Origin of the sequence: Streptomyces sp. YGL11-2, from assembly GCF_050054615.1 — a bacterium.
Taxonomy (GTDB): Bacteria; Actinomycetota; Actinomycetes; order Streptomycetales; family Streptomycetaceae; genus Streptomyces.
Genome location: NZ_JBNHIN010000027.1, coordinates 18,830 through 31,561, shown reverse-complemented (window position 1 = coordinate 31,561; position 12,732 = coordinate 18,830). Strand labels below are relative to the sequence as shown.

At 69.4% G+C, this 12,732-nt stretch carries 12 protein-coding genes and 2 pseudogenes; 9 read left to right on the top strand and 5 right to left on the bottom strand.

Annotation, left to right across the window (positions count from 1 at the left end; all coding sequences use genetic code 11):
• Nucleotides 1-118 precede the first annotated feature (118 nt).
• Complete coding sequence (locus ACO1BR_RS27130; RefSeq protein ID WP_426797782.1) at nucleotides 119-1,072, bottom strand: NADP-dependent oxidoreductase; 954 nt, start codon at nucleotides 1,070-1,072, stop codon at nucleotides 119-121.
• Between the two features lie 191 nt (nucleotides 1,073-1,263).
• On the opposite strand from ACO1BR_RS27130, the gene ACO1BR_RS27125 reads away from it, so the two are divergent.
• Complete coding sequence (locus ACO1BR_RS27125) at nucleotides 1,264-2,250, top strand: GlxA family transcriptional regulator (RefSeq protein ID WP_426797723.1); 987 nt, start codon at nucleotides 1,264-1,266, stop codon at nucleotides 2,248-2,250.
• Nucleotides 2,251-2,338: 88 nt separating this feature from the next.
• Entirely contained in the window at nucleotides 2,339-3,385 is a 1,047-nt protein-coding gene (locus ACO1BR_RS27120) for an alcohol dehydrogenase catalytic domain-containing protein (RefSeq protein ID WP_426797722.1), read from the top strand.
• 385 nt (nucleotides 3,386-3,770) lie between these two features.
• Here ACO1BR_RS27120 and ACO1BR_RS27115 read toward each other — a convergent pair whose 3' ends face one another.
• The gene (locus ACO1BR_RS27115; RefSeq protein ID WP_426797721.1) at nucleotides 3,771-4,244 is read right to left on the bottom strand and encodes a carboxymuconolactone decarboxylase family protein; all 474 of its coding nucleotides are present in this window, start codon (nucleotides 4,242-4,244) and stop codon (nucleotides 3,771-3,773) included.
• A 412-nt stretch (nucleotides 4,245-4,656) separates the two neighbouring features.
• Here ACO1BR_RS27115 and ACO1BR_RS27110 point away from each other — a divergent pair, with 412 nt between their 5' ends.
• The gene (locus tag ACO1BR_RS27110; protein WP_426797720.1) at nucleotides 4,657-5,322 is read left to right on the top strand and encodes a class I SAM-dependent methyltransferase; all 666 of its coding nucleotides are present in this window, start codon (nucleotides 4,657-4,659) and stop codon (nucleotides 5,320-5,322) included.
• A 450-nt stretch (nucleotides 5,323-5,772) separates the two neighbouring features.
• On the opposite strand, the gene ACO1BR_RS27105 is transcribed toward ACO1BR_RS27110, so the two are convergent.
• Nucleotides 5,773-6,750, bottom strand: coding sequence for a quinone oxidoreductase family protein (locus ACO1BR_RS27105; RefSeq protein ID WP_426797719.1), 978 nt, complete (start codon nucleotides 6,748-6,750; stop codon nucleotides 5,773-5,775).
• A 90-nt stretch (nucleotides 6,751-6,840) separates the two neighbouring features.
• Here ACO1BR_RS27105 and ACO1BR_RS27100 point away from each other — a divergent pair, with 90 nt between their 5' ends.
• The 4 genes from ACO1BR_RS27100 to ACO1BR_RS27085 all read left to right on the top strand — a co-directional run bounded on the left by ACO1BR_RS27100 (nucleotide 6,841) and on the right by ACO1BR_RS27085 (nucleotide 10,227).
• The gene (locus tag ACO1BR_RS27100) at nucleotides 6,841-7,191 is read left to right on the top strand and encodes an ArsR/SmtB family transcription factor (RefSeq protein WP_426797718.1); all 351 of its coding nucleotides are present in this window, start codon (nucleotides 6,841-6,843) and stop codon (nucleotides 7,189-7,191) included.
• 344 nt (nucleotides 7,192-7,535) lie between these two features.
• Nucleotides 7,536-8,420: an aminoglycoside phosphotransferase family protein gene (locus ACO1BR_RS27095; RefSeq protein WP_426797717.1), complete on the top strand. Its 885-nt coding sequence runs from the start codon at nucleotides 7,536-7,538 to the stop codon at nucleotides 8,418-8,420.
• A gap of 221 nt (nucleotides 8,421-8,641) precedes the next feature.
• A complete protein-coding gene (locus ACO1BR_RS27090) occupies nucleotides 8,642-9,529 on the top strand; it encodes a DUF4190 domain-containing protein (RefSeq protein ID WP_426797716.1) in 888 nt (295 codons plus the stop codon).
• A gap of 152 nt (nucleotides 9,530-9,681) precedes the next feature.
• Nucleotides 9,682-10,227: a helix-turn-helix domain-containing protein gene (locus tag ACO1BR_RS27085; RefSeq protein WP_426797715.1), complete on the top strand. Its 546-nt coding sequence runs from the start codon at nucleotides 9,682-9,684 to the stop codon at nucleotides 10,225-10,227.
• 28 nt (nucleotides 10,228-10,255) lie between these two features.
• On the opposite strand, the pseudogene ACO1BR_RS27080 reads toward ACO1BR_RS27085, so the two are convergent.
• Together ACO1BR_RS27080 and ACO1BR_RS27075 are read right to left on the bottom strand one after the other, a co-directional pair.
• Nucleotides 10,256-10,526: pseudogene (locus ACO1BR_RS27080) on the bottom strand (IS5/IS1182 family transposase); the annotation flags it as partial.
• Nucleotides 10,525-10,770, bottom strand: a pseudogene (locus ACO1BR_RS27075) (histidine phosphatase family protein); the annotation flags it as partial. The pseudogenes ACO1BR_RS27080 and ACO1BR_RS27075, both read right to left, overlap by 2 nt.
• A gap of 202 nt (nucleotides 10,771-10,972) precedes the next feature.
• Here ACO1BR_RS27075 and ACO1BR_RS27070 point away from each other — a divergent pair.
• Both ACO1BR_RS27070 and ACO1BR_RS27065 read left to right on the top strand, forming a co-directional pair.
• Nucleotides 10,973-11,359, top strand: coding sequence for a VOC family protein (locus ACO1BR_RS27070; protein ID WP_426797714.1), 387 nt, complete (start codon nucleotides 10,973-10,975; stop codon nucleotides 11,357-11,359).
• Between the two features lie 267 nt (nucleotides 11,360-11,626).
• Nucleotides 11,627-12,625 (top strand): helix-turn-helix domain-containing protein, encoded by a 999-nt coding sequence (locus tag ACO1BR_RS27065; RefSeq protein WP_426797713.1) that lies wholly within the window; start codon nucleotides 11,627-11,629, stop codon nucleotides 12,623-12,625.
• The last annotated feature ends 107 nt before the right edge of the window (nucleotides 12,626-12,732 follow it).

Below are 12,732 nucleotides of genomic sequence, written 5' to 3'. Positions count from 1 at the left end.
CGGATCCGCTGAGGAGGCAGCCCCTTGCCGGCCGCAGTCGACGGGCCGGTGCCTCCCCAGCGGCTGCCTGAGCCGTACCGGGATGGGATGAGCGGAGTCTGCGGAACTCCGTCGCCGATCAGTCGCCGGCGCCGCCTGTGGCGGTCATGACGAGCACCAGCTTGCCCGCCGTTCGGTTCGTCTCGCCGAGCTCGTGCGCCTTCGCGGCCTGCGCCATCGGGAACGTACCCGCGACCTCCGCGCGGAGCGCGCCCACCTCCGCAAGCTCGGCGATCGCCGTCATCCCCGCGTGATCGGCCTCGACGAGCAGCAGTTCCGTACGCACTCCGAGCCGGTCCGCCTCTTCGGCCAGCCCCTGCGCCGCGAAGGGCAGGATCGAGACCAGCAGGCCGCCACGGCGCAGCGTGCGCAGTGAACGCAACTGGTACTCGCCACCGATGGTGTCCAGGACGACGTCGACATCGTGGACGGCCTCGGCGAAGTCGGACCGCTGGTAGTCGACCACTTCGTCGGCACCGAGGCCGCGCACGAACGCGTGCTTGGCCGCGCTGGCCGTAGCGATCACATACGCGCCGCGCGCCTTGGCGATCTGCACCGCGAGGTGGCCCACACCCCCGGCCGCGGCGTGGATCAGCACACGGTCCCCGGCCCGTACCGCGGCAGTGTCGACAAGTGCCTGCCAGGCGGTCAGGGCGGCGAGCGGGAGTGCCCCCGCCTGGACGTGGTCGATCACCGTGGGCTTGTGGGCGAAGGCGCGGGCGGGCCCGGTGGCGTACTCGGCGTGGGAGCCCACACCGTGCGGATAGGGCAGCATCCCGAAGACCTCGTCGCCCGGCTTGAACAGGGTGACTCCCGTTCCGACCGCCTCCACCACTCCGGAGACGTCCCACCCCAGGACGAACGGCGGCTCACCGAGGAAGACGCCGAGTTCCCGGTGCTTCCAGTCGGTGGGGTTGACTCCTGCCGCGTGGACCCTGATGAGTACCTCGCTCAGACCGGGTTCCGGGCGCGTCACCTCCACTTCCTTCAGTACCTCGGGCCCGCCGAGGACGTCCTGGCTCATCGCCCGCATCGTGTCGTTCCCGGTCGCCGTGTCGTGCCCGGTCGCGGCGTGCTCGGTGGTGGTCTTTTCCCTGGTCTCTGCACTCATGCGGTCCACACTGCCGCCGCGTGACGGCACGGGCAATGGCATGATGGTCACTATTCGATAGGATCCTGCCAATCAGGCGGCGGGGAGAACCGATGGGAAGGACCGGTCGTGTCATGGACCAGATAACGCGGCCGGAATCGCCGCACCGCATCGCCGTCCTCGCACTCGACGGGGTGTACCCGTTCGAACTCGGCATCCCCAACCGGGTCTTCGGCAGTGTGCACGGCCGCTACGAGCTGCTCACCTGTACCGCCGACGGCCGCCCGGTGCGCACCGACGCCGACTTCGAGATCGCCGTCGAGCACGGTCCCGAGGTGCTGCGCACCGCCGACACCGTGGTGATCCCGCCGTTCGACCTGGCCCTGGCCACCGCCGAACTCCCTGAACTCGTTGCCCAGGCCCTCGCCATGATCCGCCCCGGCGCCCGGCTCATCTCCATCTGTACCGGTGCCTTCGTCCTCGCGGCAGCCGGACTGCTCGACGGCCGCCCCGCCACCACGCACTGGGCGCTCGCCGAGCGCTTCCGGCAGCTGTTCCCACAGGTTCGGCTCAACCCCGAGGTGCTCTTCATCGACGACGGCGACATCCTCACCTCGGCCGGCGCAGCCTCGGGCGTCGATGTGTGCCTGCACGTGGTGCGCACCGACCACGGAAGCCAGGTGGCCAACCATGTCGCCCGCATGTGCGTGGTTCCGCCGTGGCGGGAAGGCGGCCAGGCGCAGTACATCGAACACCCCGTGCCCGAACCCACCGCCGCCACAACGGCCGCCACCAGGCAATGGGCCCTGGAGCAGCTGCACTTGCCACTGACCCTGTCCGACCTCGCAGGCCACGCGCAGATGAGCGTACGGACCTTCGCGCGACGCTTCCAGGACGAGGTCGGGACCAGTCCGGGACGGTGGCTCATCCAGCAGCGCATCTCCCAAGCACGCCAACTCCTCGAAACCAGCGACCTGTCCGTGGACCGCATCGCCGGCCAGGTCGGCTTCGCGACCGCCACCTCCCTCCGCCAGCACCTCCACGCCGCCATCGGCGTACCCCCACTCACCTACCGGCGCACCTTCCATGCCACCCGCAAGGCCGAACCCGCCACCGGGTGAACGTTCGCGGTCCTTGTGACGGGGCCGCAGGCTGGTCCTCGTCCGCGTATGCGGTGGTGTTCCCGGGACGGCTCGTGCGAGGAGGTCCTTGATCCAGATCACTGCGGCACATTGGTACGACCTGGAGGGGGAATGCTCCCGGCTGTCGTGCCCGGAGCGGGAGAGTAGGTTCGTGATCATGCAAGCAGTTGTGATCGACGGCAGGGGCGCGTTCCGGCTTGAACGGCGCGCTGATCCGGTGGCTGGGCCCGGCCTGGTGGCAGTGCGGGTCCGCGCCGCAGGGCTCAACGCGGCCGACCTTCAGCAGGCCCGGGGTGACTACCCGGCGCCATCAGGCTGGCCGGCCGACATCCCCGGGCTGGAAATCGCCGGTGAGGTCGAACAGGTCGGCGCGGGGGTCACGGGAGTGGGCGTCGGTGACCGGGTCATGGCCCTCGTGGGTGGCGGTGGCCACGCCGAGCGGATCGTGGTGCCCGCCGACTTGCTGCTTCCGATACCCGCGGGGTTGTCCTGGCGGGAGGCAGCAGGTTTCCCCGAGGCGTTCAGTACTGCCTGGGACGCACTGGTCATCCAAGCCGGTGTTTGCGCGGGCGATCGGGTTCTGGTCACCGGAGCTGCGGGCGGGGTCGGTACGGCCATGGTGCAGGTGGCCGCCGTTTCCGGCGCCCACGTCGTGGCAAGCGTGCGCCGGACCGAACTGCACGACCGAATGAAGGAACTTGCCCCCGTCGGCAGCAGCGTAGAGGTGGTGGTCCCCGGTCAGGAGAGCGGACGGGCGCCGTACGACGTCGTCGTCGAGCTGGTCGGCGGGGAGGACTGCCTGCGGCGGGTTGAACTGCTGCGTACTCGGGGGAGGATCCTCGTTGTGGGGGTCCAGGGCGGGACGGTGGCCCCCTTGCGCATGTTTGACCTGATGCTTGCGCGCGCCCAGCTGATCGGCACCACCATTCGAGGCCGCTCCCACGCAGAGAAATCGCTCCTCGCGGCCACGGTGCGCACCAGTGTCGTCCCACTGCTGGCCGACGGCAGGCTGCGGGTACCTGTCGACGCGGCCTTCCCACTGGACCGTTACGCCGACGCCTACGCCCGGCTGGCTGGTCCGGGGAAGTTCGGCAAGGTCGTCATGCTGCCCTGATGGCACCACACCAGGTGGTTGACGGGCTCGGTCCCACGACGAACGCTCAGTTCCACGACGAACCGAATCCGGCCGAGCACCTGCAGAGCACGGGCGAAAAGCGCCGTGGCCATGCCGGCTGGCCGTGTGTGGCGAATCGGCGGCGCACCGGCCGGGATCGGCGTCAGGTGACGTCGACCCCGCATCACGCTTCGCGCCGATGACCTGTCAGGTTCTGCGCAGGACAGCACTGTTCCACGGCCCACGCGGAGCGCGTGCCGTCGGAGTTCGCGTGAGGGGCAGTCGGACCACCGGACGAGCCGGAACAACACCCCGGGCCCCCACGAAGCGGTGCCCGGGGTGTTGGCTGCTGGCGTGGTCGGCACCGGCGGCCACGGCCGTCCTGTCAGTGGAGCTGGCCGACCTGGTAGTCGCCGGCAGGCTGTTGGGTGATGACGTTCCCGCGGTTGAAGGCGTTGATGATGGCGATCTGGGCGACCAGGGCGGCGAGTTGGTCCTCGTCGTAGTGCTTGGCGGCGTTCGCCCACACCTCGTCCGGTACGCCGCCGGCCGCGTCCGCGATGCGGGTGCCCTGCTCCGCCAGCTCCAGTGCGGCGCGCTCGGCGTCGGTGAAGACCGTGGCCTCGCGCCAGGCTGCGACCAGGTTGAGGCGCAACGAGGTCTCCCCCGCCGCGGCGGCTTCCTTGGTGTGCATGTCGATGCATCCGGCGCAGCCGTTGATCTGGCTGGCGCGGAGCATCACCAGTTCGCGTGTCGCGGCCGGCAGCGTCGAGTCCGCGAGCGCCTTGTGCGCCGCGATGATGTGCTTCATGGCCTTGGCCGCGGCCGGGCTGGTCATGAGGTTCAGCCGAGCTTCCATGGTGCGCTCCTGTGTCGTTGTTGGTGGTGACACCGTCTTGGACGAAACAGCTCCCGCACGTTGTGACACGAACCAATGTGACCTGCGTCTCGCCACCCTGCACCGCTGCAGGGGCCACCCGCGGGGTCGTTCGGATCCGGTGCCGGGAGAGATGGTCCCCGGCACCGGGCATCCCCAGTCACTCCGTGTTCGGCGGCGTGCGGTGGGGCGGCGGACGGGAAGCCGGATCCGTTGTTAACGGCCAGTCAGCAATGAGTCTGTTCCGACACCCTTCCTTCACCACATCTCCCCAGGCATTTGCCGGTCGTTTTACCAGGTCAGGGGCAGACTGGTCCGAATGATGTTGCGGAACTGGGGCATCCAGCTACGCAACGGGCAATACCGGTACTTTCACTATCGCAGTGGGTGACTTGTGGCTGAAGTGGCTCTGTTCCTCCGGGAGTACGCGAGGACGCGTCAGGACGTGGGGGCGATCGCCCCGAGCAGCGCCCGGCTCAGCAGAGCCCTTACCCGATATCTGATCCCCAGCCCGGGTCGCCCCCGCGCGGTACTTGAGGTAGGTCCGGGCACGGGAGCGGTGACCAGGCACATCGCCGGTTCACTCGACCGGCTGGACACCCTGGACCTGATCGAGGCCAATCCGCGCTTCGCCGACCTGCTGCGGCAGACATATGCCGGTGATCCCAGGCTCCGGATCCGCACGGGCCTTGTGCAGGAACACGAACTCGGCTCCTACGACACGATCGTGTGCGGCCTGCCGTTCGCCAACTTCGAGGCCCGGACCACGCAGGAGATCTTCGACCGGCTGCTCGGGGCGCTACGGCCCGGCGGCACGCTGTCGTTCTTCGGCTATGTGGGAGGCGAGACGATGCGCCGGACGTTCGCCGACGCGGCGGAACGCGAGCGCACCTTCGCCGGTCTGGGCGTACTGCGCCGCATCCTGCGCCGTCACACCTTCCGTACGGAGACGGTGCTGGGGAACCTGCCGCCGGCCCGGGTCCACCATCTGGTGCCGGTGAGCCCACCGGTTCACCCCGAACGGGAACGGGCCTGTGACTGCCGAGGGGCGTCCTCCTGACTGGTCCGGCGTAGCGCGACCATCCACCACCGAGACCTGCTCGGGCCGGGCGTGTCCGGTGGGTGGTTGCGTGTCTCGGTGGGCACGCCGTCCAGCAGACCGGTGAGATCTCGCCTTGTCTGTTGGGTCCGTCGTCGCAGGTCGACCCGGCGGGGGCCGTAATGCCACCGCCGGGCGCATCGTAGCCCCCGGCCTACGCCGCGTTGGCGGCGTCAACGAATTGTGCGACGACGGGGTCGAGTTGATGAATCGTCATGGGAGCCTCCGGCGACTGTGGCGCGATGGGGGGCTGTTGTTCCTCCCCGAGCCATAGGTCGACAGAACCGACAGAACCCCTCAAGGGCGCAGATACGTCCAACGGTCGCCGAGTGCCCCAGGCTCAACTTCACGTGTCCGGTCGGCGCACGCCTCCACACGGACCAGGCGACCCTGCAGGGGCTGCATCGGCCTCTACGCCGCCACTCGTAGCAGCAGCTTGCCGGTGGTGGTCCGGCTGCCCAGGAGCCGGTGGGCCTCGGCGGCTTCGGCGAGGGGGAATTCGGCGGTGACGGGGAGTTCCACGGTGCCGTCGGCGACCGTACGGAAGGCTCGCTCGGCCAGTTCCCGCAGCGCCTCCGGGGCGGTGTGCGCCAGGGAGAGGATGGAGAAGCCCGCGACGGAGTGGCCTGTCGGGTAGAGCTCGGACTGGCCCACCTGCCACGGTTCGGCCGAGGAGGCGTTACCGAAGGAGACCAGCCGGCCGAAGACGGCCAGCGAGTCCAGGCCACGGCGGAAGGTGTCGCCGCCGACCGGGTCGAGGACGAGGTCGACGCCCCGGCCTGCCGTGGCCCGGCGCACCTCGTCGGTGAAGTCGTCTGCGCAGAAGACCTCGTCGTAGCCGTACTTGAGGGCATGACCGGCTTTCGACGGCCGGGAGACGACCCCGTACACCGCGCCCGCTCCGGCTGCCTTTGCCAACTGCCCGACGACCGTGCCGATTCCCCCCGCCGCTCCCTGGACGAGTACGCTCTCCCGCTCGCGCAGCCGTCCCACCTCGTGAAGCAGTGCATGGGCCGTCGGTAGCACGGTGGGCAGAGTGGCGGCGGTGCGCAGGTCCAGGCCGTCCTCTATGGGGAACACGGTCGCGGTGTCGGCGACCACGACTTCCGCGTACGCCCCGCCCGGCGTCAGAGCGGCCACCTCCTGGCCGGGATGGAACGCCGCCACCCCCTCGCCCACGGCGCGGATCCGGCCGGACACCTCCAGGCCCGGCACGAACGGCAGCGCGGGCACACGGTAGCCCTCGGCCCGCGCCTTGAGATCGGCGAAGTTCACCCCGGCGAAGGCGACATCGATACTCACCTGCCCCGGGCCGGGCTCGGGTACCTCAACTTCCACGGCCGAAAGGACCTCCGGGCCGCCATACCGCTCAAACCGCACCACACGCATACGGACACACCTCACCGAGCCGAGTGTTCAACGGACATCGAACATCCGGAGTGTATGATGTTCATCGAACACCAGGCAAGGGGGAATGACATGGCAGACCGAACCACCCGAACCGCCGGCCACCGGGCCGCCCCCGCGCACACCCACCCCGACGACGTCCCGTTGCAGACCGCGCTGGCCGCGCTGGCCGACCCGGTCCGACTCCGACTGGTCCGTGAGCTTGCCGGCAGCGACGACTGGACCCGCGCATGCGGCAGCTTCGACGTACCGGTGCAGAAGGCCGCACTGAGTCACCACTTCTCCGTGCTGCGCCAGGCAGGCATCGTCGAGCAGCGCGACATGGGCCCGAAGCGGGTCAACCGACTGCGCCGTGAGGAGTTCGACGCCCGCTTCCCTGGGCTCCTCGACCTGGTCCTGCGCCGGGACCCGCTCGATCGCTGAGCCCTCCGAGCGAACGGTGAGCTGTCCGCCCGGCCGGTGAACCACCGGAGGGGCTCCGCCGGAACGGCGACCGGACAGGGATGACTGTGCTGCTTGCCGCCTCGCGCGTCTCCTCGCGGGTGGCGGCCTTCACCCTGGGCTGGGGGGATCCAACCTGCCTCGATTCTCCGCCTGTTGAGGTCATTTCGCGATCCTCGCCACCCCCGGCATGCCCTCTCCCGGACGTGTCTGCAGTCATCCGTCGCCGCACGCGGCGGCTCCGCCTCCCCGCGCGGGGCGAGGCGTAAAGCGTTTGACGCGGGCGGCGTTGGGGGATCGGATGGCGCTCCATGAGCACAAGGCCGATGCATCCCGGACCGTACCCCATCGACGATGACGTGGTGCGACGGTTGATCGCTGGGCGGTTTCCGCAGTGGGCGGGGCTGGCGGTGGAGCGCGTTACGTCCGGTGGCACGGTCAACGCCGTGTATCGGCTGGGCGAGGGCATGGTTGTACGGTTGCCGCTGGGCGAGGGCGGAGCCCAGGACGTGGTGCGGGAGCGGGAGTGGCTACCCCGACTGGCGGGCCGGTTGCCCGTGCCCGTTCCAGAGGTGCTCGGGGCGGGGGAGCCGGCGGAGGGGTACCCGTGGCCGTGGGCGGTGTATCGGTGGCTGGTGGGGGAGACCCCTGTGGAAGGGGAGTTGGGCGAACCTGTGCTGCTGGCGCAGGACTTGGCCGGTTTCGTGGCGGCGATGCGGTGCGTCACCCTGCCCGGGGCGCCGCGGGCCCACCGCGGTGGGCCTCTTGCCTCTCTGGACGCGTCGACGCGGGCGGCCATCGAGGAACTGCGTGGGATTCCGCAGGAGGGTGTCGACTGCGATGCCGCGGTGGCCGTATGGGAGGAGGGGCTGCGGGCCCCGGGGTGGGACGGGCCGCCGGTGTGGCTGCACGCTGATGTGATGCCGGGAAATCTCCTGGTGGAGGGTGGCAGGTTGGCCTCGGTGATCGATTTCGGGTGCATGGGAGTGGGCGATCCGGCGTGTGACCTGTTCCCGGCATGGAATCTGCTGCCGGCCGATGCGCGGGAGGTCTTCCGTGAGGCGCTCGGCGTGGACGACGCGGCATGGAGCCGCGGCCGGGCGCGGACGCTCTCGCAGGCGTTGATCGCGCTGCCGTACTACCGCAGGACGAACCGGGCGATGGCACACAACGCCCGGTATGTGATCCGGGCGGTGCTGCACGAGGGCTGACCGGTTCGTGTGCGGCTGTGACGGTGGGGTGCGCGTCGCCGCCGCAGGTGGGTCCATGTCCGCAGCGCAGCGCTCGCTGCGCCAACTGCAAGTTCGCGCCTGGGTGCCTGGGTGCCTGGGTGCCTGGGTGGTGTGCCGACCGCGTCCGTGAGGGGTAATGAAAAGGTAAAACTCCTGGTATGGTCGGAAATTCACCGAGTGATCTGGCTGAAGGATTCTGCATGACCACGCCCGTCTCTGCCGACGGCCCCACGACCGGGGATCCGCTGCCCCAGCACCGCGACCCTTGGACTGCGCCGCCCGCTGAGAGTGACGCGTACCGGGCGCCTTGGCCGCCGCCGGCTTGGACCCCGCAGCCCAGCAACGGCATGGGCATCACCGCACTGGTACTCGGCCTTGTCGGCCTCGTCCTCGGCGCGTTCATCTTCCTGTTCTGGCTGTCCTGGCTGCCGGCATTGTTGGCCGTGATCTTCGGTGGGATCGGGCTGAGCCGGGTGCGCATGGGTCGGGCCACCAACAAGGCCATGGCGCTCAGCGGTGTCGTTCTGGGCGTCCTGGGTCTGCTCGCGGCGGCTGGCGGCGCGGCGTTCACCGTCGTGCTGGTCAAGGGGGCGGTCGACCGTGACCGTGCGCACGTGAAGGAGGTCGACGCCGATGCGCGCGCGAAGGCCAAGGCGGCCAAGGAGTCGGCGGCTGCCGCCGAGAAGGCCCGGCACTTGTCCTTCGGCAAGTCGTACACCTTCGGCGACGGTCTGAAGGTCACGGTCGGCAAGCCGGTGCCGTTCAGCCCGGACGGTTACGTCCTCGGTCACGCCAAGGGCAACAAGGCCGTCCAGGTCACGGTCACGGTGGTCAACACCGGTGGCCAGCGGGCCGCCGTCGAGACCGGGCTGCCCAGCGTCAACGACGCTGACGGGGCGTCGGCGGAGCTGGTGATCGACGGTAGCGGGCGGCAGAAGGTCCTCACCGGCTATGTCCTCCCCGGCAGGGAAGCCGTGGGCAAGTACGCCTTTTCTCTGCCCCCCGGTGCCGCCGACCGGATCGAGGTCGAGTTCAGCCCCGACGTGAAGCGGTGGGACGACGCCTACTGGAGCGGTCCCACCACCTGACGGCGTACGCCGACTTTCCATGACGGAGCGGCTCAGGGGCCCGCCTCGGGCCCGCCTCGCGCCGGGCTCGGAGCGGCTGCCGGGCCATGGCTCACCCCTTCCCGTTGCTTTCCCAACTTTGGGGGCAGTAGCGGATGTGGGATTGTATCGGGGTGGACAAGCTCGACCTGCTCCTGCATCCCGTGCGCCTGCGCATCGTGCACGCCATGTCAGGTGGGCGCACGCGCACCACCTCCGACCTGTGCGCGAGCCTTCCCGACGTCCCCAAGACCACCCTGTACCGGCACGTCGGACTGCTGGCCGACGCCGGGGTGTTGGAAGTCACTGACGAGCAGCGGGTGCACGGCGCCGTCGAACGGCACTACCGACTGCGCCGCGAGCGTGCGGTGATCGACGCCGACGAGGCCGCGTCCATGTCCCTGGACGACCACCGGCAAGGCTTCACCGCGGCGCTGGCCGGCCTGCACGCCGACTTCAACGCCTACCTCGACCGGGACGACACCGACCCGATCGCCGACTCGGTGGGCTACACCCAGATTCCGCTCTGGCTCGACCGGGACGAACTCGCCGAGCTGGTCGACGAACTCCTCAGCGCCATCAGGTCCAAGAGACACAACAAACCCGCGCCGGGCCGCAGTCTGCACCTGCTGAGCCCGATCCTCTTCCCGCTGGAGCGGCTGCCGCACCAAGACGGCTAGGCTCTGTCTCTGTTGGTGCAGCGGGGGAGCGGATCGCGCGCGAGGAGTACGCCTGGTCCGCGATCACCATGTCCGGTCTGGTGCCAGGGCGCGCGGGGCGCGCGGAGCACGGCCATCGCGGCGGTGAACTCCGGGGCGTCACCTGCCTGCCCGGCGGTGACCCTGATCGCCAGGGGCCGCGTATGCTTGTCACTGGCGACGTGGCCGTTTGTGCTCAGGTCGCCGCGGGAGCGACCCAGGGCGGCATGGTCGGTGGGCGCGCCTGGGACGGCCCCCTTGCGGGCTCCGGTGGCATGTTGGCACGTAGTCCCTGGCGACGTCTGAGACGTGGAGCGGGACGTTCTTGAGTTGGTCGCCGATCAGGCGCGCGGACTGCTCTGCCCGCGGCAGTGGACCGTGGTGGACAGCTGTGAAGGGAATGTTCCGGAGGCGTTGGCCGAGCAGTGTGGCTTGCCGTCGGCCGGCCTCTGTCAGTCCACTCTCATCAGCCGATGCCTCACCGTGCCGGGCGAGATAGAGGTAACGGGTGGCTGTGCCGGTCATCTCAAGCTCCTCTGCGCCCACTGGATCTTGTGCATCAACGGACGCGGCCGCACTGAGTGCCGGTTCCCTCCACCAGCCAGAGAGGCAAGCTCTGAGGCGTGGTCAATGGGTCGGAGCACCGGCGTGTGCCGCTGCGCCCGTCCGGGCAGCGGATGAAGGAAAAACGCGCGACAACACCCCCGCGATGGGAGAGGGTTGGCGCATGCTAGATCATATCGCCATTCAGGTGCGCGACATCGTGGCCAGCGCCGCTTTCTACGATGCCGTACTCGCGCCGTTAGGTGGCGAACGTAAGAAGCAGTTCGGCGGGAACATCAGCTTCGGGGTTACGGGCCACCCGTTGTGGCTGGTCCCCGCGACGGATCCCGCGCCTGCGCGCGAGCTGCACATCGCATTCGCCGCGGCCGACTGCGCCGCCGTGGACGGCTTCTACGCAGCGGCCCTTGCCGCGGGTGCCGAGGTACTGCACGCGCCCCGGCTCTGGCCGGACTACCACGAGTTCTACTACGGAGCCTTTGTCCGCGATCCCGATGGGAACAACGTCGAGGCCGTCTGCCATCGACCCGAAGGACTGAGCGGCAGTCGTTGACGGAGCCACAGCCGGATCGCTGCGAGGGTGACCGTGCTGGGTGCCAGGGGAACCACCCGCTGGAACAACTCCCCCAGCTCGTCAGGCGCAAGGCCCACGGTGCAGTGCGCTCGACGATCCCCATGCCACTGGGCTTACCGAACATGCCGCACGAGATGGCGGGTAAACGACCTGCTTCTCGCCTGTTCAGCGGTCGGCGATAGCCTCGCAGCGTCGGAGACAGGTCGAGGGGGCCGGTCGTGACCGATTCCGGGAGACGTTGTGGGAATGCTGAGCGAGATGGTGTTCCGGAGCGAGGACCTGCCGGCAAAGGACCGGTTGGCTGCGCTGGACGCCCTCTGGGTCAACTCCGAACACCCCATGCGGGCAATCAGCGACAATCCTGAGGGCGTCCAGGCGACGGCTCGGATGCTGGACCTCGCGGCGGTGAACGTCGTGGAACTGGCCCTGTCGCCGGTCGAGGTGGTGCGAACGCCCAAGCTGATCCGACAGGCCGACCCCGAACTGTGCTCGGTCATCATTCCGTTGAGCGGCACGCTCGTGGTGAGCCAGGCCAGGCGCGAGACCATGCTGAAGGTACACGAACTCGCGCTGTACGACAGTTCGCAGCCCTTCTCCCTACGGCTCGGCGCAGATGGTGGGACGACGAGGCTGGTGCGCGTCCACATCCCCCGGGCACTGCTGGGGGCACCCGCCAAGCGGTTGGAGCGAATACTGGCAACGCCGCTATCGGGAACGACCGGGTTCGGGGGGCTGCTGACCCAGTTCCTCAGCAGCATCACCGCGCGCTCCACCCCCTACGGGCCGGGCGACCTTCCCCGACTCGGTGCGCTCGCCCACGACCTGCTGACCTCCGTGGTTGCCCACCACCTCGACGCAGCCAACGCGGTGCCGGACGACTCGCGCCGACGAACGTCACTGCTGCGCATCAAGGCGTTCATTCAGCAGCACCTGCACGACCCGGAGCTGACTCCGAGCATGATCGCCGCCGCCCACTACATCTCGGTCAGCTACCTGCACCGACTCTTCCGCGACCAGGGCGACGGCACCGTCGCCGCCTGGATCCGTCGGCAACGCCTCGAAGGCGCCCGCAGAGACCTCGCCCACCCCTCCCTACGGGCCACCCCCATCTACCTGATCGCCGCTCGCTGGGGCTACCCGCGCCCCGCCGACTTCACCCGCGCCTTCCGCACCGCCTACGACATACCGCCCAACGAATACCGCCACCGCACCGGCCGCGCCCAGCACGCCCCCCTCGGCCCCTGACAGGAGGATTCCCGTCAGCGGTGGTGACGGGGGAGGCGATGACGGCCGTGAGGTACGCGAACCGCTGGTGGGGCAGATCCTGTGCGTCGCAGGCCGGTGCGCACCGG

Excerpts from the sequence above, each read along its gene's own strand:
- ACO1BR_RS27130 (WP_426797782.1), bottom strand. The coding sequence starts at position 1,072 with ATGCGGGCGATGAGCCAGGACGTCCTCGGCGGGCCCGAGGTACTGAAG.
- ACO1BR_RS27125 (WP_426797723.1), top strand. The coding sequence starts at position 1,264 with ATGGACCAGATAACGCGGCCGGAATCGCCGCACCGCATCGCCGTCCTC.
- ACO1BR_RS27115 (WP_426797721.1), bottom strand. The coding sequence starts at position 4,244 with ATGGAAGCTCGGCTGAACCTCATGACCAGCCCGGCCGCGGCCAAGGCC.
- ACO1BR_RS27105 (WP_426797719.1), bottom strand. The coding sequence starts at position 6,750 with ATGCGTGTGGTGCGGTTTGAGCGGTATGGCGGCCCGGAGGTCCTTTCG.
- ACO1BR_RS27100 (WP_426797718.1), top strand. The coding sequence starts at position 6,841 with ATGGCAGACCGAACCACCCGAACCGCCGGCCACCGGGCCGCCCCCGCG.
- ACO1BR_RS27095 (WP_426797717.1), top strand. The coding sequence starts at position 7,536 with ATGCATCCCGGACCGTACCCCATCGACGATGACGTGGTGCGACGGTTG.
- ACO1BR_RS27090 (WP_426797716.1), top strand. The coding sequence starts at position 8,642 with ATGACCACGCCCGTCTCTGCCGACGGCCCCACGACCGGGGATCCGCTG.
- ACO1BR_RS27070 (WP_426797714.1), top strand. The coding sequence starts at position 10,973 with ATGCTAGATCATATCGCCATTCAGGTGCGCGACATCGTGGCCAGCGCC.
- ACO1BR_RS27065 (WP_426797713.1), top strand. The coding sequence starts at position 11,627 with ATGCTGAGCGAGATGGTGTTCCGGAGCGAGGACCTGCCGGCAAAGGAC.